The 20,013-nt window shown below is 74.0% G+C and carries 16 protein-coding genes and 1 other RNA gene; 15 read left to right on the forward strand and 2 right to left on the reverse strand.

Annotated features, from left to right (window positions below; all coding sequences use genetic code 11):
* Positions 1-167: 167 nt before the first annotated feature.
* Positions 168-3,548: an FtsK/SpoIIIE domain-containing protein gene (locus tag ACZ4A5_RS23745; RefSeq protein WP_467587825.1), complete on the reverse strand. Its 3,381-nt coding sequence runs from the start codon at positions 3,546-3,548 to the stop codon at positions 168-170.
* A gap of 594 nt (positions 3,549-4,142) precedes the next feature.
* Between ACZ4A5_RS23745 and ACZ4A5_RS23750 the strand changes: the two genes are divergently transcribed.
* The 4 genes from ACZ4A5_RS23750 to ACZ4A5_RS23765 all read left to right on the forward strand — a co-directional run bounded on the left by ACZ4A5_RS23750 (position 4,143) and on the right by ACZ4A5_RS23765 (position 10,184).
* The gene (locus tag ACZ4A5_RS23750) at positions 4,143-5,897 is read left to right on the forward strand and encodes a serine/threonine-protein kinase (RefSeq protein WP_467587662.1); all 1,755 of its coding nucleotides are present in this window, start codon (positions 4,143-4,145) and stop codon (positions 5,895-5,897) included.
* A gap of 195 nt (positions 5,898-6,092) precedes the next feature.
* Positions 6,093-7,421: a serine/threonine-protein kinase gene (locus ACZ4A5_RS23755; RefSeq protein WP_467587665.1), complete on the forward strand. Its 1,329-nt coding sequence runs from the start codon at positions 6,093-6,095 to the stop codon at positions 7,419-7,421.
* Positions 7,422-7,749: 328 nt separating this feature from the next.
* Positions 7,750-8,856 (forward strand): peptide chain release factor 2, encoded by a 1,107-nt coding sequence (prfB, locus tag ACZ4A5_RS23760; RefSeq protein ID WP_366005068.1) that lies wholly within the window; start codon positions 7,750-7,752, stop codon positions 8,854-8,856.
* Positions 8,857-9,080: 224 nt separating this feature from the next.
* Complete coding sequence (locus ACZ4A5_RS23765) at positions 9,081-10,184, forward strand: hypothetical protein (protein ID WP_467587668.1); 1,104 nt, start codon at positions 9,081-9,083, stop codon at positions 10,182-10,184.
* Positions 10,185-10,276: 92 nt separating this feature from the next.
* Here ACZ4A5_RS23765 and ACZ4A5_RS23770 read toward each other — a convergent pair whose 3' ends face one another.
* A complete protein-coding gene (locus tag ACZ4A5_RS23770; RefSeq protein WP_467587671.1) occupies positions 10,277-10,471 on the reverse strand; it encodes a hypothetical protein in 195 nt (64 codons plus the stop codon).
* 278 nt (positions 10,472-10,749) lie between these two features.
* Here ACZ4A5_RS23770 and ftsE point away from each other — a divergent pair, with 278 nt between their 5' ends.
* The 11 genes from ftsE (at position 10,750) to ACZ4A5_RS23825 (ending at position 19,990) form a co-directional block, all read left to right on the forward strand.
* Entirely contained in the window at positions 10,750-11,439 is a 690-nt protein-coding gene (gene ftsE, locus ACZ4A5_RS23775; RefSeq protein ID WP_361531257.1) for a cell division ATP-binding protein FtsE, read from the forward strand.
* A 9-nt stretch (positions 11,440-11,448) separates the two neighbouring features.
* Complete coding sequence (gene ftsX / locus ACZ4A5_RS23780) at positions 11,449-12,366, forward strand: permease-like cell division protein FtsX (RefSeq protein WP_366005065.1); 918 nt, start codon at positions 11,449-11,451, stop codon at positions 12,364-12,366.
* A gap of 93 nt (positions 12,367-12,459) precedes the next feature.
* Positions 12,460-13,710, forward strand: coding sequence for a S41 family peptidase (locus ACZ4A5_RS23785; protein ID WP_467587675.1), 1,251 nt, complete (start codon positions 12,460-12,462; stop codon positions 13,708-13,710).
* Positions 13,711-13,728: 18 nt separating this feature from the next.
* The gene (gene smpB / locus ACZ4A5_RS23790) at positions 13,729-14,229 is read left to right on the forward strand and encodes an SsrA-binding protein SmpB (RefSeq protein ID WP_467587678.1); all 501 of its coding nucleotides are present in this window, start codon (positions 13,729-13,731) and stop codon (positions 14,227-14,229) included.
* Between the two features lie 104 nt (positions 14,230-14,333).
* Positions 14,334-14,704, forward strand: a transfer-messenger RNA (tmRNA) gene (gene ssrA, locus ACZ4A5_RS23795).
* Positions 14,705-14,832: 128 nt separating this feature from the next.
* The gene (locus ACZ4A5_RS23800) at positions 14,833-16,011 is read left to right on the forward strand and encodes a hypothetical protein (protein ID WP_467587682.1); all 1,179 of its coding nucleotides are present in this window, start codon (positions 14,833-14,835) and stop codon (positions 16,009-16,011) included.
* A 215-nt stretch (positions 16,012-16,226) separates the two neighbouring features.
* Positions 16,227-17,186, forward strand: a complete 960-nt coding sequence (locus ACZ4A5_RS23805; RefSeq protein ID WP_467587686.1) for a LysR family transcriptional regulator — start codon at positions 16,227-16,229, stop codon at positions 17,184-17,186.
* A gap of 129 nt (positions 17,187-17,315) precedes the next feature.
* Positions 17,316-17,921, forward strand: a complete 606-nt coding sequence (locus tag ACZ4A5_RS23810) for a CGNR zinc finger domain-containing protein (RefSeq protein WP_467587689.1) — start codon at positions 17,316-17,318, stop codon at positions 17,919-17,921.
* Positions 17,922-18,126: 205 nt separating this feature from the next.
* Positions 18,127-18,684, forward strand: coding sequence for a hypothetical protein (locus ACZ4A5_RS23815; RefSeq protein WP_467587692.1), 558 nt, complete (start codon positions 18,127-18,129; stop codon positions 18,682-18,684).
* A 41-nt stretch (positions 18,685-18,725) separates the two neighbouring features.
* Positions 18,726-19,265 (forward strand): sigma-70 family RNA polymerase sigma factor, encoded by a 540-nt coding sequence (locus tag ACZ4A5_RS23820; RefSeq protein WP_398874543.1) that lies wholly within the window; start codon positions 18,726-18,728, stop codon positions 19,263-19,265.
* Positions 19,262-19,990: a zf-HC2 domain-containing protein gene (locus ACZ4A5_RS23825; RefSeq protein ID WP_467587697.1), complete on the forward strand. Its 729-nt coding sequence runs from the start codon at positions 19,262-19,264 to the stop codon at positions 19,988-19,990. The genes ACZ4A5_RS23820 and ACZ4A5_RS23825 overlap by 4 nt, the downstream gene beginning before the upstream one ends.
* Positions 19,991-20,013 lie beyond the last annotated feature (23 nt).

Below are 20,013 nucleotides of genomic sequence, written 5' to 3' on the forward strand. Positions count from 1 at the left end.
CCCCCCCCCCCCCCCCCCCCCCCCCCCCCCCCCCCCCCCCCCCCCCCCCCGCGCCCGAAGGGCGCTCCCGCCGCAGGCGGCAACGAAACCCGCACCCGGCAACGAAACCCGCACAAGGCAACGCACCCGCACAAGGCAACGCACCCGCACCCAGAAACACCGCCCCCTCAAAGCAGCGGCGGCGCCGCCTCCACCCCAGCCGACTGCGCCGCCCGCTGAAGCGCACTCGCCAGCAACGCCAGATCCGTAGGCCCATTGCCCAGCTCACGCAGCGGCCGCCGCGTCGGAGGGTCACCCATGCGCGCCCAGTCCAACGGCACGACCGTAGGCCGCAGCGTCGCCGTCCGCGGGATGCGTCCCGTGACCCGGCCCGCCTGGAACGGCGTCGTGGCGTCGTCGTCCGGCCGCATCAGCCGGCCGCGGCCCGGCGCCGGGTCGCCCGTGCCGCTGCCGTCGCCCGGTGCACCGTCGGCCGAGGGCGGCGCGATCTCCAGCGCGGCGCGCAGCCCGGCCCGCTCGACGGCGGCCGTGTCGGCCGTACGGTCGGGGCGGCCGGACGCGGCCACGAGGTGCACCCCGAGCCGCTCGCCGTCGCGGGCGACGGCCTCCAGGGCCCGGACGACCGAACCCGCCGCGGGGCGGCCCGTGCTGCCCAGCGCGGGGGCGACCAGGGCGTCGAAGTCGTCGACGAGGACGACGAGCCGGGGCAGCGCCGTCTCGGCCGTGCGCGACGGACCGCCCTTCTGCGTACGGAGCTTGAGCGTGCCGCTCGGGGCCGCCTCCAGATCGCCGGTGGAGTCCGCCGGACGCCGGGGCGCGACGACCTGCGGGACGGCCGGACCGCCCGGGGAAGCCGGGGCCGCCGGCGCGGCCGCCTGCGCGTGCCACGCGGCGAAGTCGAGCCGCCCCAGCAGCTCGGCACGCCGCTTGAGCTCCGAGCTGAGCGCCTGCGCGAACTCCCGCATCCGCATGGGGTCGGCGGCCGCGAGATACGTCGACACGTGCGGCAGGTCCGTACAGAGCCGCAGGCCCTCGCCGCGCTCGGCGCCCGCGCCGTCGACCAGCACGAGCGAGAGCCGGTCGGGGCGGTCGGCGGCCGCGAGCGAGGCGGCGAGCGAGCGCAGCAGCTCGGTCTTGCCGCTGCCGGGCCCGCCCTCCACGAGCAGATGCGGCCCGTCGGCCGCCAGGTCCACCGCGAGCGGGCCGTGCGGCCCGGCGCCCAGCACGGCGACGGCGCGGCCGCCCGGCCGGGTGCCGCGGTCCGTGGCGGCCGCCCAACGGGCCGTCAGGGAGGCGGGCGTGGCCCGCGCGAGCCCCAGCTCGTCCAGCAGCCGGGCCGTGCGCGGCAGCGCGGCCACGACCCGGGACGCCTGCCCGTCCGCACCGCCCGAGTCCGCCATCCGCAGCGGCGCGAGGGCCCGCGCGAACCGCTCGGCCCACGCCGCCGAGACGGCGTCGACGGCCGCCACCACGGCGGCGCCGACCGGCTGTTCGCCCTGGCCGCCGCACGCCGCGACGGCGCCCCCGGCCGCGGTGCCCGCGTGCGCGTCCTGGTGCAGGCCGTACGGATCCGGGCGGCCGGTGTGCAGCGGCTCCACCGCGGTGCCGGGGGCCGCCCCCGGCCCGAACGCGCCCTCGCCGTACGCCCCGTCGGCCGCCGGGGCCGGTGCGCGGTGGATGACCTGCACGACCGTGGCCACGTCGCCGCTCAGCAGCGCCACCACACCGCAGTGCGGGAACGCCGGTGCCGCGGCCCGCGCCGTCGCCAGCGTGGCGGAGACGGGGGAGGCGGGCGTGGTGGCCGGGGTGTCGGCCAGACAGATGAGGTGGATGCCCGCGGCCCGGCCGCCCGTGGCCAGCCGCGAGACCGTCTCCCGGAGATCGGCCGAACCCGGGTCGCCGTCCACGATCAGCACCGTGTGCGCACCCGTGTGGCGCTCGGCGGCCGCGGCGACGGCCGCCGGGGGAGCGGCCGCCCAGTGCGGGCCCAGCGGGCCCTCGTCCAGCCGGCGCACGAGCTCGGCGACCCGGGCCACGGCCTGCTCGCGGTCGTACGCCACCAGCAGCCGGCAGTCCTGGCCGCGCACCGGCCGCAGCTGCGGCAGCCAGCTCAGCCAGGACCACTCCGCCAGCCGCTCCTCCGCCGACCGCGAGCGGTCCGCGCTGATGAGGACGAATTCCAGGGCCGCGGGCGAGTGCAGCGCCGCGAGCTGCGCGAGGACGGACCGGGCCAGCCCCGACAGCCGCCCCCGGGGCCCGGCCAGGCCGAGGGAACCGGCCTGGCGCAGCCCGACCGTCACCGGCACCGAGGTGAGCGGCGCGCTGCCGTCGGCGGTGTGCCGGTCGGCGGTGCCGAGCCGGACGGTCAGCAGGTCGGGGTGGTCCGGTCCGCGCTCCCACAGGCGCGGGCCCGGCCCGAGGACGGTCAGCAGCACGCTCGCCGGGTCGGGCCAGCGCTCGCGCAGGACGGCCGACTCCGCTCGGGCGCGCTCGGCCGCGTCCTCGGTGCCCCACTCGTCCGTGGTCAGGGGGCGGCTGACCGCGCCGCGCCCGCCGGTCAGCCGTCGGGCCCATGCGCCTATGCCGCGATTGCGGCCGCCCGCGCGCCTGCGCGCGTCGTCCGGGGCGTCCTCGTCGCTCTCCGCGTCCGCGGCCGTCACCGCCGCGCCCAGCGGGACGCCGCGGCCACCGTGGGTGACCGGGCTGCCGGGCGGGCTGTCGAAGGGGCGGGCCGCCGCGCTGTCCGTGCCGAGGACCGCCGTGCCGAGGGAGGTGGCACCCGACCTCGGGTCCGCCTGCGCCGGGCCGCCGGGCCCGCCCAGCCAGGCCCCGGCCACGGGCGCCCCCACGGGCCCGTGGGGCGGCTCGACGACGCCCACCCGCAGGTGGCCCTCGCCGTCGGGGGCGGCCGGGAGCACGCTCGGGGCGGCGTCCAGCGTGCCGTGCAGGCTCAGCACGGACTCCCCCGCGCGCAGCAGCGCGCCGGAGGGATACACGACCGGCTGTTCCCCCACGGCCTCGCCGTCCAGGGTGGTGCCGTTGGTCGACCCCAGGTCCCGCAGGGTCACGGTGCCGTCGTCGGCCAGGGTGACCGCGCAGTGCAGCCGGGAGACGTCCGGGTCGTCGAGGGGCACGTCCGCGGCGGTGGAGCGGCCGACGCTGACCTCGCCGCCGTGCAGCAGGTGGACGCCGCCCGCGTCCGGCCCGGAGACCACGTGCAGCCGGGCGGCGGCCTCCGGAGTGCCGGAGAGCGGCACGCCCGCGTGCCGCTCCGGATCGGCCGGGGCGCAGAGGGAGAGGACGGCGCCGTCGATCAGGGGTGGCTCGCCGAGCGCGCAGCGCTGGGCGTCGAGCCGCTCGGCCCCGGCGTAGACGACGACGGCGCCGCTGCCGAGATCGGAGCCGGCCGCGGCGACGGCCGCCGCGAGGCCGCTGGTCACACTGGCGAGGGCGGTGCCCGTGGGGGCGGTCACCAGGACGTCACAGGCGCGTGTGGCGTGCGTGGTGTGGCCGCTGAGCGGCCCGAGGACGGTCAGCCGGATCTGCATCGCCGTCAACGGTCCCTTCCTGCCCCTGCCGCGGCCGGGACAGCGGGCGCATCCGCCGCTTCCCCCACCGTGCACGGGCGCTTCGGCACGTACAGGTCACCACGTCGCGCGGGGCCCTGCGCTCCCTCCCCACCGCATCCGTGCTGCGAGCATCCTCGCACCTGCCACCGACAACGCGCCCGGCGAGAGCCAATTCGTGATCTTGAACGATGATCGGGCCGTGCGAAAAATGCGGATGATGACCAAGTAAGGGCCAGGCAGGCCGGGGAAGCGCTCACCGGTAGGTCATTTTTTGCCGCTTGATGACGCTCATTGGCAAGTTTTCCCACGGCCGTCGTCGTGCCGTTCGCCGCGCCTCTTTCGGGTCACCTCACACCGCCCCGCCGCCCCACGGCAACCAACTGTCCGGAACGCGCGTCTTTACCCCAAGCCCCCCGGATTTCGGCAGGCCGGTGGTCCGTACGACGGCACTACAGTGGGCGAAGGGCCGCCACGGCGCGCGACGACCACGAGGCGTCACGGGAGCGGGAGCGGCCGTCAGCAGCGTGGATCACGACAGCGGATCACGGCAATCACGACCAGGGAGCGCATGACGTGCGGCCGGTAGGCAGCAAGTACCTCCTCGAGGAGGTGCTCGGACGCGGGGCGACGGGCACCGTTTGGCGGGCCCGGCAGCGCGAGACGGCCGGTTCCGAGGCCGCCGTGGCCGGGCAGCCCGGCGAGACCGTCGCGATCAAGGTGCTGAAGGAGGAGCTGGCGAACGACGCGGACGTCGTCATGCGCTTCCTGCGCGAGCGCTCCGTCCTGCTGCGCCTGACGCACCCCAACATCGTCCGCACGCGTGACCTCGTCGTCGAGGGCGACCTCCTCGCCCTCGTGATGGACCTGGTCGACGGCCCGGACCTGCACCGCTATCTGCGCGAGAACGGTCCCTTCACCCCGGTCGCCGCCGCCCTGCTCACCGCCCAGATCGCGGACGCCCTCGCCGCCAGCCACGCCGACGGCGTCGTCCACCGCGACCTCAAGCCGGCGAACGTCCTGCTCTCCGGGGCGGACGGGCAGCTGATGCACCCGATGCTCACCGACTTCGGCATCGCGCGCCTCGCGGACTCCCCGGGCCTCACCCGCACCCACGAGTTCGTCGGCACGCCCGCCTATGTCGCGCCGGAGTCCGCCGAGGGCCGCCCGCAGACCTCCGCCGTCGACGTCTACGGCGCGGGCATCCTGCTGTACGAGCTGGTCACCGGGCGCCCCCCGTTCGCCGGGGCCACCGCGCTCGAAGTCCTCCACCAGCACCTGAGCGCCGAGCCGCGCCGCCCCACGACCGTGCCCGAGCCCCTGTGGACGGTCATCGAGCGCTGCCTGCGCAAGCGGCCCGAGGAGCGGCCCAGCGCCGAGAACCTCGCCCGCGCCCTGCGCGTCGTCGCCGCGGGCGTCGGCGTGCACGCCTCCCCGGCGCAGGCCGAGGCCGCCCTGGGCGTCGCCGCCCTGCTCGCCCCCGACCCCGAGCCCGCCCTGGTGCCCGGCAGCGGCGACGGCTCGCCGCTCGGCTCCCCGTCCGGCGATGCCGAGCCCACACAGGTGCTGCCGTCGAACGCGGGCTCCTACGACCCGAACGCGGCCACCAGCCTGCTGCCGCACACCCCCGGCGGCGCGCACGGCGCCGACCCCACCCAGGTCATGCCCGCCGGTTCCGGCCCGAACGGCGGCGCCGACCCCACCCGCGCCATGCCGCCCGTCCCGCCGCTGCCCGAGGGCGACGGCCCGCACCCCTGGCAGAGCCAGATGCGCGCCGCGCGGGACCGTAACGAGCAGACGCAGATGCGCTACCTCGACCCGAGCGAGGACCCGCTGCGCCGCCGCCCGCACCGGCAGGCGGCCCAGCCGCAGCAGCAGTACCAGCAGCCCCCGCAGCCTCCCCAGCAGCAATACGGGCAGCAGTACGCGCCCCCTCAGCAGCCGTACGCTCCCCAGCCGCAGCAGTACGCCCCTCAGCAGCCGTCCCGGCGGCAGCAGCGCCCGCAGGCGCAGCCCCAGCCACAGCCACAGCGCTATCAGGAGCCCCAGCCGCAGCGGTACGCCCCGGAGCCGCCGCCCGCGCGCCGCGAGCCCCGCCCGCCCCGGCAGCGCAGCGCGAATCCGATGCGCATCCCGGGCCTCGGCTGCCTCAAGGGCTGCCTGTTCATGATCGTGGTGCTGATCATCGGCTCCTGGCTGGTCTGGGAGTTCACACCGCTCAAGGACTGGGTCGCCGACGGCAAGAGCTTCTGGGACGCGGCCTACGGCTGGTTCCTCGACATCAAGGACTGGGTCTCCGGCCTGGGCTCCTCCTCGGGCGGCGGCAACTAGCGGCGGGCGCGGCACCACCGGTGCCGCGTCAACCGCGCGGCCGCGTCGACATGTCGACACCCAAGGGGTGTTTTAAGCCGCAGAAGTGACAGTTGGTGCGGGATCGGCGCCCCCAACCCCCTCGCGGCCGCGTAGCTTGGTCGCCAGCGCCCCCTTGTCGGACGTCGGAGGACCCGGAAAGGAACCCGAACAGCCTTGGCACGGAAGATCGGCAGCCGGTACACCGCCCACCAGGTCCTGGGGCGCGGCAGTGCGGGCACGGTGTGGCTTGGCGAGGGCCCCGAGGGCCCGGTCGCCATCAAGCTCCTGCGCGAGGACCTCGCCTCCGACCAGGAGCTCGTCGGCCGGTTCGTGCAGGAGCGCGCGGCCCTCCTCGGACTCGACCACCCGAACGTGGTGGGGGTCCGCGACCTCGTCGTCGACGGCGCCGACCTCGCGCTCGTCATGGACCTCATCCGCGGCACGGACCTGCGCACCCGCCTCGACCGCGAGCGCCGCCTCGCGCCCGAGGCGGCCGTCGCCATCGTCGCCGACGTCGCCGACGGCCTCGCGGCCGCGCACGCGGCGGGCATCGTGCACCGCGACGTGAAGCCCGAGAACGTCCTGCTGGACATGCAAGGGGCACTCGGCCCCGGCGGCGCCCACCCGGCGCTCCTCACCGACTTCGGCATCGCCCGGCTCGTGGACTCCCCGCGCCCGGCCGAGCCCACCATCCCGCGCCCCGCCGGGCCGGGCGGGCGCTCCCCGAGCCCCCGCAGCGTCATCGGCACCCCGGACTACCTCGCCCCCGAGATCATCGAGGGCCTGCCGCCGCGCGCCTCCGTCGACGTCTACGCCCTCGCCACAGTGCTCTACGAACTGCTCGCGGGCTTCACGCCCTTCGGCGGCGGCCACCCCGGCGCGGTGCTGCGGCGGCACGTGACCGAGACCGTGGCGCCGCTGCCCGGCATCCCCGACGAGCTGTGGCAGCTGATCGTCCAGTGCCTCGCCAAGGGGCCCGCGTCCCGGCTGCGCGCCTCCGAGCTCGGCGTCCGGTTGCGCGAGCTGCTGCCCGGCCTCGCCGGGATCCCGCCGCTCGACATCGACGAGCCCGAGGACGAGCCCGAGGCCGTCGCGGCCACGCTCACCGAGCGGGAGACGGCCTACGACGGCGGGTCCGCGTCCCTGGGCGTGGCCACCGCGCCCCGGCGGCGCGGCGCCGTCCCGCTGGTGCCGGGAGCCGTCGCCGACTCCAGCCGCGAGACCCACACGAGCATGCGGGTGCCCACGCCCGCGGAGCTCGCCGGCGGCGCGCACGGCACGGCGCGGGCCCCGAGGGCGGCCGGCCAGCGCCGCGCGGGCTCCGCGCGCCACCGCTCCCCGGAGGAGACCCGGCGCCGCCGCATCAAGCTGGGCGCGGCCGCGGTCGCGCTGGCCGCGGCGGCGGGCGTCGGCGGCTGGTTCGCGGTCTCCTCCCACGAGGCGAAGGACGCCCCGCCCGGAGTCCACCACCCGGACTCACCCCCGCCGGAGCCGCTGCCGTAGCGGGGCGCGCGGCTTGGGGCCGGGGGCTTGGGCTCCGGCCCTTCCCGGCTGTGTCTGTTGTGCGGCTCCGCCGCGCGGGGGGCTTCGCCCCGGACCCCGGAGCACGCTTCGCGCGTTGTCCTCAGGCGCCGGACGGGCTGAGTTTCACGGATCGTGGGTTCGTTGCCTGCGGGCCGAAGGAATGGGACTACGGTCCGCGATCCCAGCCCGTCCGGCGCTTGAGGACGCGGCCGCAGGCCGCCCCGCCGCAGGCGGCAACCGACCCGCGCCCGGGAACGGGCGTACCCGTCGGACACCCGCAGCCCGGCGCAGCCGTTAGGCTGGGTGCGTGGCAGTCGTTGATGTATCCGAAGAGCTGAAGTCCCTCTCCTCGACCATGGGGTCGATCGAGGCCGTCCTGGACCTCGACAGGATGAGGGCTGACATCGCCGTGCTCGAGGAGCAGGCGGCCGCCCCCTCCCTGTGGGACGACCCGGAGGCGGCGCAGAAGATCACCAGCAAGCTGTCGCACCTCCAGGCGGAGCTCCGCAAGACGGAGAACCTGCGCGGCCGCATCGACGACCTCGGGGTGCTCTTCGAGCTCGCCGAGGCCGAGGGCGACGCCGACGCTCTCGCCGAGGCGGAGACCGAGCTGGGCGACGTCCGCAAGGCGCTGGCCGAGATGGAGGTCCGCACGCTCCTCTCCGGTGAGTACGACTCCCGCGAGGCGCTGGTCAACATCCGCGCCGAGGCCGGCGGCGTCGACGCCTCCGACTTCGCCGAGCGCCTCCAGCGCATGTACCTCCGCTGGGCCGAGCGCCACGGCTACAAGACGGAGGTCTACGAGACGTCGTACGCGGAAGAGGCCGGCATCAAGTCGACCACCTTCGCCGTCCAGGTCCCGTACGCCTACGGCACGCTCTCCGTCGAGCAGGGCACGCACCGCCTCGTCCGCATCTCGCCCTTCGACAACCAGGGCCGCCGCCAGACGTCCTTCGCGGGTGTCGAGGTGCTGCCGGTCGTCGAGACCACCGACCACGTCGAGATCGACGAGTCCGAGCTGCGCGTCGACGTCTACCGCTCCTCCGGCCCCGGCGGCCAGGGCGTCAACACCACCGACTCCGCGGTGCGTCTGACCCACATCCCGACCGGCATCGTCGTCTCCTGCCAGAACGAGCGCTCGCAGATCCAGAACAAGGCGACCGCGATGAACGTCCTCCAGGCCAAGCTCCTCGAGCGCCGCCGCCAGGAGGAGCAGGCCAAGATGGACGCGCTCAAGGGCGACAGCGGCGGCTCCTGGGGCAACCAGATGCGGTCGTACGTCCTGCACCCGTACCAGATGGTCAAGGACCTCCGCACGGAGTTCGAGGTCGGCAACCCGACCGCCGTCCTCGACGGTGACATCGACGGCTTCCTGGAGGCCGGTATCCGCTGGCGCAAGCAGCGGGAGAAGTAGCAACAACCAGCTGCATAGGCGGACATACCCGCTTGTAACCTTCTTGACGCTGCCTCAAAAACTGGTCAGGCTGACGCGCGGCATGCGTATCACTGGGGTGCGTGTGGCGGGGGGACGAGCGGCCCGGCCGGTCCGGCCGGCTCAGCCGCTCTCGACCCCCGGATGCGCCACCGCCCCGTGCATAGCTGCTCCGATGACGATCAGCTACTGGGGGTAGCAGGTATATGACCAAGAAGACGCGGCTGCGCGTCGCGCGCATAGCCGCCGGCGCGGTTGTCGCCGCGGGTGCTTCGCTGACCGCGGCCGGCGCGGCTTCGGCCGCGGGCGTCCATGTCGCCGGAGTCGCCACGACGAGCGGTGTGCACACCGCCGTCGCCGTCGACGGCGACCCCAACGAGATCCCGCAGCCGCCGGTGGGCGGTGACACGAGCGGTACGACGACCGGCTCCACCACGGGCACGACCGGCACGACGACGGGCGGCCCGTCCTCGGGTGGTCAGACGGACGGTGGTCAGACGACGGGCACGACGACCGGTGGCCCCTCCTCGGGCGGCCAGACGGACGGTGGCCAGACGACCGGCACGACGACCGGTGGCCCCTCCTCGGGTGGTCAGACCGATGGTGGCCAGACGACCGGCACGACGACGGGCGGTCCGTCCTCGGGTGGTCAGACCGATGGTGGCCAGACGACCGGCACGACGACCGGCGGTCCCTCCACGGGCGGCCAGAGTGACGGCGGTACGACGGACGGCGGCAAGACCGCAGGCGGTCAGACCGACGGCGGCAAGACCACCGGTGGTCAGACGGACGGCGGCACCACCGACGGTGGCAAGACGACCGGTGGCCAGACCACCGGCGGTCAGACCGACGGCGGCAAGACCACCGGCGGGCAGACCACGGGCGGTCAGACGGACGGTGGCAAGACCACCGGCGGCCAGACCACCGGCGGTCAGACCGATGGCGGCAAGACCACCGGCGGTACGACCGACGGCGGCACCACCACCGGTGGTGACCACAGCGGGACCACCGGCGGCGACGGCTCCACCGGCGGTGACCACAACGCGGCGACCGGCGGTGCCACCGGTGGCGACCAGGGCGACAAGCCCGGCCGCACCTGCCCCGTGGACACCAACAGCAACTGCGGCACCAACACGGACACCGACAGCGCGGGCGCCAAGCCCGTGCAGCAGGCCAAGCCCAAGGAGCAGCTCGCCGAGACCGGCGCGGGCCAGACGACCTTCCTGGTCGTGGGCGCCGCGACGATGATCGCGGGCGGCATCGGCTTCCGGCTGCTGCCGCGCCTGATGACCCGCGCCACCGCGGCCTGACGGCCCTGGCGGAACGACCGAGGGCCCGGAGCGCGCGACAGCGCTCCGGGCCCTCGTACGTGTGCGGCGGGCGTCGCGGTGTGACCGGGTGGCTACCCGGCGAAGCTGCGTGCCACGACGGCCACCGCTATCAGCGCCACGAGCAGCGCGAGCAGCGTGGCCGGGGTCAGTCCGGCGAAGACGCCTTCCTGGTGCTGCAGCCGCTCCCTGCTGGCCCGGCACACCGGGCAGCGGCCCTCGCTGACGGGGGCCGCGCAGTTGGCGCACACCAGTCGGTCGCATGTCATGCGATCTCCTCCTCCGGTACGTCCAACGCGCGGGATGGCCGGGCGGTTCCCCCTACCACTGTGCCAGCTTCCACGCCGTTCGGCGCGGCCGGTCGGCCGTACCCGGGGGTGTGGACCCGATTGCCCCAGTTTTGTCCCCCGCGGAGCCGATGACAAACGCGCCAAGAGCGGACGCCGACTGCGCGTGCACCGATGGTTCGCGTATGGTCACGCACACCGACGGGAGCCGCGCGCGCGGTGTTCCGTGCCCCCTATCCAGGTCGACGCGTGGTGCACTCGTGATCCGATTCGACAACGTCTCCAAGTCCTACCCCAAGCAGAACCGGCCGGCGCTCCGCGATGTCTCGCTGGAGATCGAGAAGGGCGAGTTCGTCTTCCTCGTCGGCTCGTCCGGTTCCGGCAAATCCACCTTCCTGAGGCTGCTGCTGCGCGAGGAGCGCGCCACCACCGGCCAGGTCCATGTGCTGGGCAAGGACCTCGCCAGGCTCTCCAACTGGAAGGTGCCGCAGATGCGCCGCCAGCTGGGCACGGTCTTCCAGGACTTCCGCCTGCTCCCCAACAAGACGGTCAACGAGAACGTCGCCTTCGCCCTGGAGGTCATCGGCAAGCCGCGGGGCGAGATCCGCAAGGCCGTGCCCCAGGTCCTCGAGCTCGTGGGCCTCGGCGGCAAGGAGGACCGGATGCCCGGTGAGCTCTCCGGCGGTGAGCAGCAGCGCGTCGCGATCGCCCGCGCGTTCGTCAACCGCCCGCTGCTGCTGATCGCGGACGAGCCCACCGGCAACCTCGACCCGCAGACCTCGGTCGGCATCATGAAGCTGCTGGACCGGATCAACCGCACCGGCACCACGGTCATCATGGCCACCCATGACCAGCAGATCGTGGACCAGATGCGCAAGCGGGTCATCGAATTGGAACAGGGCCGTCTCGTGCGCGACCAGTCGCGCGGCGTCTACGGCTACCAGCACTGAAAGGACGCCATGCGCGCCCAGTTCGTCCTGTCGGAGATCGGCGTCGGTCTCCGCCGCAATCTCACGATGACCTTCGCGGTGATCGTCTCCGTCGCTCTGTCGCTCGCGCTCTTCGGCGGGTCTCTGCTCATGCGCGAGCAGGTCAGCACGATGAAGGGCTACTGGTACGACAAGGTCAACGTCTCGATCTTCCTCTGCAACAAGACCGACGCGGAATCCTTCCCTTCCTGTGCCAAGGGGGCGGCGACGGAGGACCAGAAGAAGGAGATCCGCACCGACCTGGGGAAGATGACGGACCTCGTCCAGAGCGTCCAGTTCGAGACGGCCGACGAGGCGTACAAGCACTACAAGGAGCAGTTCGGCAAGAGCTCCCCGATCGCGGGCTCGCTGACGCCGGACCAGATGCAGGAGTCCTTCCGCGTCAAGCTCAAGGACCCCTCGAAGTTCGAGGTCATCTCCAGCGCCTTCTCGCAACGGCCCGGCGTCCAGACCGTGCAGGACCAGAAGACGCTGCTGTCCAATCTCTTCAACCTCCTCAACGGCATGAACTTCGCGGCGCTCGGCGTGATGTTCCTGATGCTGATCGTGGCGCTGATGCTGATCGTGAACACCGTGCGGGTGTCCGCGTTCAGCCGCCGCCGGGAGACCGGCATCATGCGGCTGGTCGGCGCGTCCAGCTTCTACATCCAGATCCCGTTCATCATGGAGGCGGCCTTCGCGGGCCTGCTCGGCGCGGGTTTCGCCTGCGTCCTGCTGGTCTGCGGCCAGTACTTCCTGGTGAACAACTGGCTGGTGCACCACATCGACGTCATCCAGTTCATCGGCTGGGACGCGGTGCTGGCCAAGCTGCCGCTGGTGCTCGCCATCGGGCTGCTGATGCCCGCGCTGGCGGCCTTCGCGGCGCTGCGGAAGTACCTCAAGGTCTGAGGCGGCGGACCAGGGCGCCGTGTGGCTTCGCCAATACTTCGTTGACGGGACAACTCCCCGTACGGCGCCTTCCCGTGTCCTAGACTCACGCGCATGCCCGGCCCGTCGATGTTCTCGCCGCGGCGCCGCGGCAGACGCGGTGCCGCGCTGACGCTGGTCTTCGCGGGCGTGCTGGCGACGGGCGCCGCGGCCGGTTCCTGGGGCGCGGACGCGCAGGGCGGCCGGAAGTCGGCGGAGGCCCGCCTCGCGGCCCGTACGGCGGCGCGGCCCGCCGCGGGGCCCGTCGGCGCGGCGGCGCGGGGCGAGCGTCTCGTGGACCGGGGCGCCGTCGAGGCCGCCGCCGAACAGGCCGAGCAGGACGGCAAGTCCGGCGCCGAGGCCGCGGCCGAGGTGGTCGGCCGCAGCGGCGACCGCTGGAGCTCCGTCTACAGCGCCCGCGAGTACGAGGGTTTCGAACGCGCCCTGGACGGCGCGTATGTCGGTGTCGGCCTCTCGGCCCGGAGCACGGGCGACGGCCGGACCGAGGTCGACGGCGTCCGGCCCGGGGGGCCCGCGGACCGCGCGGGCATCCGCGCCGGTGACGAACTGCGCACGGTCGACGGTGTGCCGGCGGCGGGCCTTCCCGTCACCGAGGTGATCGCCCGGCTGCGCGGCGACAGCGCGGGTGGGCAGGGGATCGCGGGCACCGCCGTGACGATCGGTCTCCAGCGGGCCGGGTGGTCGTGGCAGCGGACCCTGCGCCGCGAGCGGCTGGTCACCGAGAGCGTCGCCGTGGACCGGCTGCCGGACGGACAGGCCGAGGGGCCCGCCGCCACCCGGATCAAGGTCGAGTCCTTCACCCGCGGAACGGGTGAGCGGATCCGCCGGGCGGCCCGCTCGGCCGCGCGCGGTGAGGGCATCCTGCTGGATCTGCGGGGCAACTCCGGCGGCCTGGTCGACGAGGCCGTGACCGCGGCCTCCGCCTTCCTCGACGGCGGCCTGGTGGCCACTTATGACGTACGGGGCGGGGAGCGCGCCCTGGAGGCCCGGCCCGGCGGCGACACCGGGGCGCCGCTCGTCGTGCTCGTCGACGGCGGCACCATGAGCGCCGGGGAGCTGCTGGCCGGGGCGCTCCAGGACCGCGGCCGGGCGGTCGTCGTGGGCACCCCGACCTTCGGCAAGGGCTCGGTGCAGCTGCCCAGCCGGCTCGCGGACGGCTCGGTCGCCGAGCTCACCGTCGGCCACTACCGCACCCCCTCCGGCCGCTCCGTCGACGGCCGCGGCATCGCGCCCGACCTGGTCGTACGGAGCGACGCCGAGCGGCGGGCCCGCACAGTATTGAGTGGCCTCAGGGGTGGGTCGTAGTGCGAGAATGGCCGCGCTATGGCTAAAGAGACGACGGGTCGCAAACTGGTCGCGCAGAACAAGAAGGCGCGGCACGACTACCACATTCTGGACACCTACGAGTGCGGCATGGTGCTGACCGGCACCGAGGTCAAGTCGCTCCGGCAGGGCCGGTCCTCGCTGGCGGACGGCTTCGTGCAGATCGACGGCGGCGAGGCGTGGCTGCACAACGTCCACATCCCCGAATACACCCAGGGCACGTGGACCAACCACAGCGCGCGCCGCAAGCGCAAGCTGCTGATGCACCGCGCCGAGATCGACAAGCTCTCCTCCAAGTCGCAGGAGACGGGCCACACGATCGTGCCGCTGGCGCTGTACTTCAAGGACGGCCGGGCCAAGGTCGAGATCGCCCTCGCCAAGGGCAAGAAGGAGTACGACAAGCGGCAGACGCTCCGCGAGAAGCAGGACACCCGCGAGTCGAACCGCGCGATCGCGGCGGCCCGCAGGCGCCAGCGGGCGTCGCAGGCGAAGCGGGTCTGACCCCAGGTCGCCCGTCAGCGGGAATACGCTGGCACCGTCGCGCGTCGGTCACGTACGATGGGCACTGCACACCCCACGGGGTGCGCACCTTGAAAAAACAACATGGGGATGATCGGTTTCGACAGCGGATGTCGAAGCAGGGGAAGCGAGCCGAGGAAGCGGCAATGATCTCGTAAACCATATGTCGCAACCAATAATCGCCAACACCAAGCGCGATTCCTTCGCCCTCGCTGCCTAAGTAGCGACTTTGCGAAGTGTCAGCCCGGGGCTGTTCCCGACCCGGATCCTGGCATCAGCTAGGGAACTAAACCTCTAGACCCGGTCACGGGGTCGAGAGGGAAATCAAACAGTGACTGAGCCCGTCGGAGACTTGTCCGTGTGATCTCCGGGGCCGAGAAAATCGCAGCGGACTGCGCTCGGAGAAGCCCTGATTCCGCACCGTTGGACGCGGGTTCGATTCCCGCCATCTCCACTCATCCCATGTGAGGCGAAGGCCCCACCGCTTCGGCGGTGGGGCCTTCGTCGTGTGTGCCGCGTGCCCCCGCAGGGCAACCAGGAAGCCGCCGCGCCCCTCTTCCTGGGTGGCGGACAAGGGGGTGCGCGGTGAAGTGGACGCATGCGGTGCTGGCCGTGGTGGGAGCCGCGGCGCTGTGGCCGGTCGCCGGCCCGGCCCAGGGCGCGGCGGCCGACGACGGCCGCGGCGGAGTACACCTGCTGCTCAACGGCGCCTTCGACAACCGCCCCGGGGGCCTCGTCGACATCGATGTCCAGGGCGTACGCGGCCGGGGCGACGTCACCGTCTCCTCGCCCGTCTTCCCGCACCGCGTCACGCTCGCCCCCTACGCGCACCGCGCCCCCGCCGCCGAGCACGGCCACCACGCGCGGCCCGCCATCGCCATGGGCGCGAAGCCCGGCAGCTATCCGCTCACCGTGCGCGCGGGCGGGCGGGTCGTCGCCCAGGACAAGGTGGAGGTCGGGCCCTCGCGCAGGCCGCGGTTCACGGTGACCGCGCCGGGCGAGGTCGTGCGGCCGGGGGAGCGGCTGTGGATGGCGTACGACGATCTGTTCCCCGGCGAGACCGGGACGGCTTTCGAGGCGCGCTCGCCCGCCTTCCCCGCGCCCGTGCGGCTCAGGCACGACCCTTCGGGCGCCGACTGGAACAACCCCCGGCTGTTCGCCGGCGGCCTCGGCCTGCCGGCCTCGGTGAAGGACGGCACCTACAAGGTGACGCTCACCGGCCCCGGCGGCCGCAAGATCGACGAGAAACCGCTGGTGATCCGCGCGGCCCGGCCCGGCGACCGCGACTACGTGGGCCGGGCGCGCGGCCCCGCGTTCTTCGGCACCACGCCCGCGTCGGGCCCCGAGCGGGCCCGTACGCACGGCCACACCGTCCCGCCCGGCGGGACCGTCAACGTGCTGTGGCGCGACGCCTCGCCCGACCCGGGCGAGGAGGAGCGGCTGACCGCCACGTCACCGGCCTTCGAGCGGCCGGTGCCGCTCAAGCGCGACGAGAGCAAGGCGGGGGACGGCGACTCCCCCCGCTACTACGGCCCCGCGCGGATCCGGCGCGGCCTGGGGGAGGGCAGCTATCCGGTGACCGTGGTCAGCCACCACGGGCGCGTACGGAAGATCGGGCAGCTGGTGGTGACGGCGGCGGCCGCGCCCTCCAAGGTGTCCGGGTCGGCCCTGGTGAGCACGGTGGTCCTCGCGGGTCTCGGCGCGCTGCTGGGGCTGACGGGTCTGGCGCTGGCCAAGTCGCGGATCAGCGGGCCCACAGCCTGAGGAGCACGGTTTCCCACGCCCGGCGCCTGCGGATAACCGACGGGACGGCGTCCGGGGTGCGGGGCGCGGCCACCACCAGCATGCTGCCGCTGACGGTGAACAGGGGGCTTCGGCAAGAGGAGTTCGGCATGCGCTCCACTCTCGCCGCCACCGCGCACCGCGGTCCAACACCTGATCAGTGGCCATTCACGCACTCCTGTTGTTAACTGCCGTGCGTGCCGCACGACATAGAGCCACGCCTCCTCCGCGCCTTCACCGCCGTCGCCGAAGAGCTGCACTTCACCCGCGCCGCCACCCGCCTCTACCTCGCCCAGCAGGCTCTGAGCCGTGACATCCGGCGGCTCGAACAACGGCTGGGCGCCGAGCTGTTCACCCGCACCACCCGGCAGGTCACGCTCACCGCCGAAGGCGCGCGCCTGCTGCCGTACGCCCGGCGGATCCTCGCCGCGCACGACGAACTCGCCGCCGCCTGGGACCGGGAGGAGCGCCCCCTGCTCGTCGACATCAGCGCCACCACCGGCACCGCGCACCGCGTGCTGGCGGCGGCCCGGGAAGCGGCGGCCGAGCACGAGCTCGTGGCCCGCTTCCACAGCGGGCTGACCGGCGCGGCCGCGGAGATCCTCGCGGGCAGGCTCGACGTCTCCTTCGGCCGGTTCGCCGGGCTGGACCCGGCGGTCCGGGCGCGCCTCGCCCACCGGCCCGTACGGTACGAGCCGATGGCCGTGCTGCTGCCGGACGGCCACCACCTCGCGGCCCGGCCCGCCGTGCGGCTCGCGGAGCTGGCCGGCGAGACCCTCTACGCGGCGGCCGGCAACCCCGCCACCGCGGAGTGGACCGACCTCGCGGAGCGGCTCTTCGCGGGCCGGGGCATCGGCATCGCCGCGCCCTTCCCGGAGATCGACGGCGACGAGGAGTTCATCCGCGTCGTCCGCAAGCGGGGCTGGTCGGTGCTGGCGAGCGCCGAGTTCCTCGACGTACCCGGCATGGTGCTGCGCCCGCTCGCCGACCCGGTGCCGCTCTCGCCCGTCTCGATGGTGTGGGCCCGCGGGCTGCGCCACCCCGGGCTGGACGCGCTGCGGACGGCGGCCGGTGCGCTGGCCGCGCGGCACGGCTGGCTCGAGCGCCCCGCCGGGAGCTGGCTGCCCGCCGCCGACGCGGCCCTGATGCGCGGCTGACCGCGCCGCCACCCGGACGATCCGGGGGTTACACCGCCACGCCCGACGGGGCACCCTGGAGGTGGCGGCACCGCGCACGGGCGGTCCCGGGACGCGGGAAGACGCGAACAGGGAAAAGGTGACAGGCGCATGGCGGCGACAGCCTCCTATGACCTGCGATTCGACGCCGGACGGCTCTGCCTGGATCTGGTGGCCACGATCGGCGGACGGTTCAGCGAGGAGCCCGTCGAGCGGCTCGGCACCCCCGAACGGCTGCGGGACTGGCTGCTCGCCGCCGGTGCCGTGCCCCCCGGTACCCCGCTCGGCGCGGTCGACGCCGGCTGGCTGGGCCGCTTCCACGCGGCCCGCGACCTGCTGCACCGCGTCGTCCACGCCGAGGTCGACGGCCGCGCCGCCGACCCCGACCTGGAGCGCGTCAACGCCCTCGCCGCCACCGCGCCGCCCGCCCTGCGGGCCGTGCGGGCCGCCGACGGCACCCTCGTCCGCACGGTCGCCGGCGCCCTCGACTGCGGGGCGCTCGTCGGGCAGATCTGCCGGGACGCCGTCGAGCTCCTCACCGACCCGGCCACCCGGGGGCAGCTGCGGCAGTGTGAGGGCGAGACCTGCTCGCTGGTCTATCTGGACACCTCGCGCGGCCGCCGCCGTCGCTGGTGCTCCAGCGAGGTCTGCGGCAACCGCGTACGGGTCGCCAGGCACCGCCGCCGTCTCCTGGGAGCCGGCCCGCAGACCTCCTGACCATTTCTTTCCGGCTTCTTCCCGGCTTCTTCCCGGCTTCTTCCCGACGAATACGGCCGCGCGCTGAACGCGGAGGCCGTTCCGTACGTACGCCGAATTCCTCCGTGAATTCCTCCCGGGCGGCTGAGTGCCACGGGCGTCCCGTACGTATTCAGGGTCGAAGGGGGCCCCACGCCCCGGAATCGTCCCGGCAGGGAGAATCCTCATGAGGAATATCGCACGCGGCGTCCGCCTCGGTGCTTTGGCGGTGTCCGGCGCGGCCGCTCTCGCGCTCACCGTGACCGCCTGCGACTCCGGCGGGTCCTCCTCCTACGGCGGGTCCGACAAGAGCGCGCCCTCGCCGAGCGGGCAGCAGCCGCAGCCCGCCCCGGCTGCGGCGACCGCGCTGGTACGGACGCAGGACGCCAGGCTCGGCGCCATCGTCACGGACGCCAAGGGCTTCACCCTCTACCGCTTCGACAAGGACAAGCCCAAGCCGTCCGTCTCCAACTGCTCCGGCAACTGCGCGACCACCTGGCCGCCCGCGGCGGCCGGCGACCAGGTCACCCTCAAGGGCATCGACAAGGCCCTCGTCTCCACCGTGACCCGCGCCGACGGCAGCAAGCAGCTGACCCTGGGCGGCTGGCCGCTCTACCGCTACGCGCCCGACACCAAGCCCGGCGACACCAAGGGCCAGGGCATCGCGGGCACCTGGTTCGCCAGTGACCCGCAGGGCAGAAAGGCGCAGGCGGGTACCGGTGGCGGCGGGGGCTACGGCTACTGATCCGCGAACCACCGTTCCGCCCTATCGACCGGGGGAAGGCCGTGCGCAAGGATGCCGTCGTGGCCGACAGGACCAGTCCGGACGAGGAATTGATGCGGGCGCTCTACGACGAGCACGCGGGCCCGCTCCTCGCCTTCGTGCTGCGTCTGGTGGGCGGCGACCGCCAGCGGGCGGAGGACGTCGTCCAGGAGACGCTGCTGCGCGCCTGGCGCAACGCCGACCGGCTGCGCGGCGCCCCCGGCTCCGTACGGCCCTGGCTGGTGACCGTCGCCCGCCGCATCGTCATCGACGGCCACCGCAGCCGCCAGGCCCGCCCCCGGGAGGTCGACCCGGCGCCGCTGGAGCAGATCCCCGCGGCCGACGAGATCGACCGGGCGCTGCGCCTGATGACCATCTCCGACGCGCTCGGCGATCTGACCGAGGCCCACCGAGAGGCGCTGATCGAGACCTATTTCAAGGGACGTACGGTGAGCGAGGCGGCCGAGGTGCTGGGCGTACCGGCCGGGACCGTGCGGTCCCGGGTCTTCTACGCCCTGCGTTCCATGAGGCTCTCGCTCGAGGAACGGGGAGTCACGGCATGAACGAGCCGGCACAGCACATGGACGTGGGCGCCTACGCCCTCGGCGTCCTGGACGAGGCGGAGGCCGCGCGCTTCGAGGAGCACCTCGCCGACTGCCCCCGGTGCGCCGCCGAGCTCGACGCCGTGCTCGGGCTGACCCCGCTTCTCGCCGATCTCAAGGAGTCCGCGCCGGACCCCGGCGCGCTCACCGCGCGCCCGCGCCCCGCGCTCCTCGACGGCCTCCTCACCAGGGTCACGGCCATCCGCCGCGCCCAGCGCACCCGCAGACTCTGCCTGGCGGCGGCCGCCGCCGTCCTGATCGGCGCGGGCCCGCTGGCCGGCTCCGCCCTCACCTCGCAGCACGCGCCGAGCCACAGCACGGTGAGCGCGGCCAAGGCGATGTACGAGGAGGGCGAGAAGATCGGCGCGGTCGACCCCGCGACCAAGGTCGACGCCTCCGTCTCGCTCCAGGAGAAACCGTGGGGCACACACGTCGCCCTGCGGCTCGCCAACGTTTCAGGCCCGCTGACCTGCGACCTCGTCGCGGTCGGCAGGAACGGCGAGCGGCAGACCGTCACCACCTGGGCCGTGCCCGCCGCAGGCTACGGCCTGCGGAGCGCCGGGGCGGACAAATGGAGCAAGGAGCCGCTCTACACCCACGGCGGCGCCGCGCTGAACCGCAAGGACATCGACCGCTTCGAGGTCCGCACGCTGGACGGGAAACTCCTGGACACCATCAAGGTCTGACCGGAAACCGTCCGAAGAGCGAT

The sequence above is a fragment of the Streptomyces sp. NPDC025618 genome (assembly GCF_055558795.1).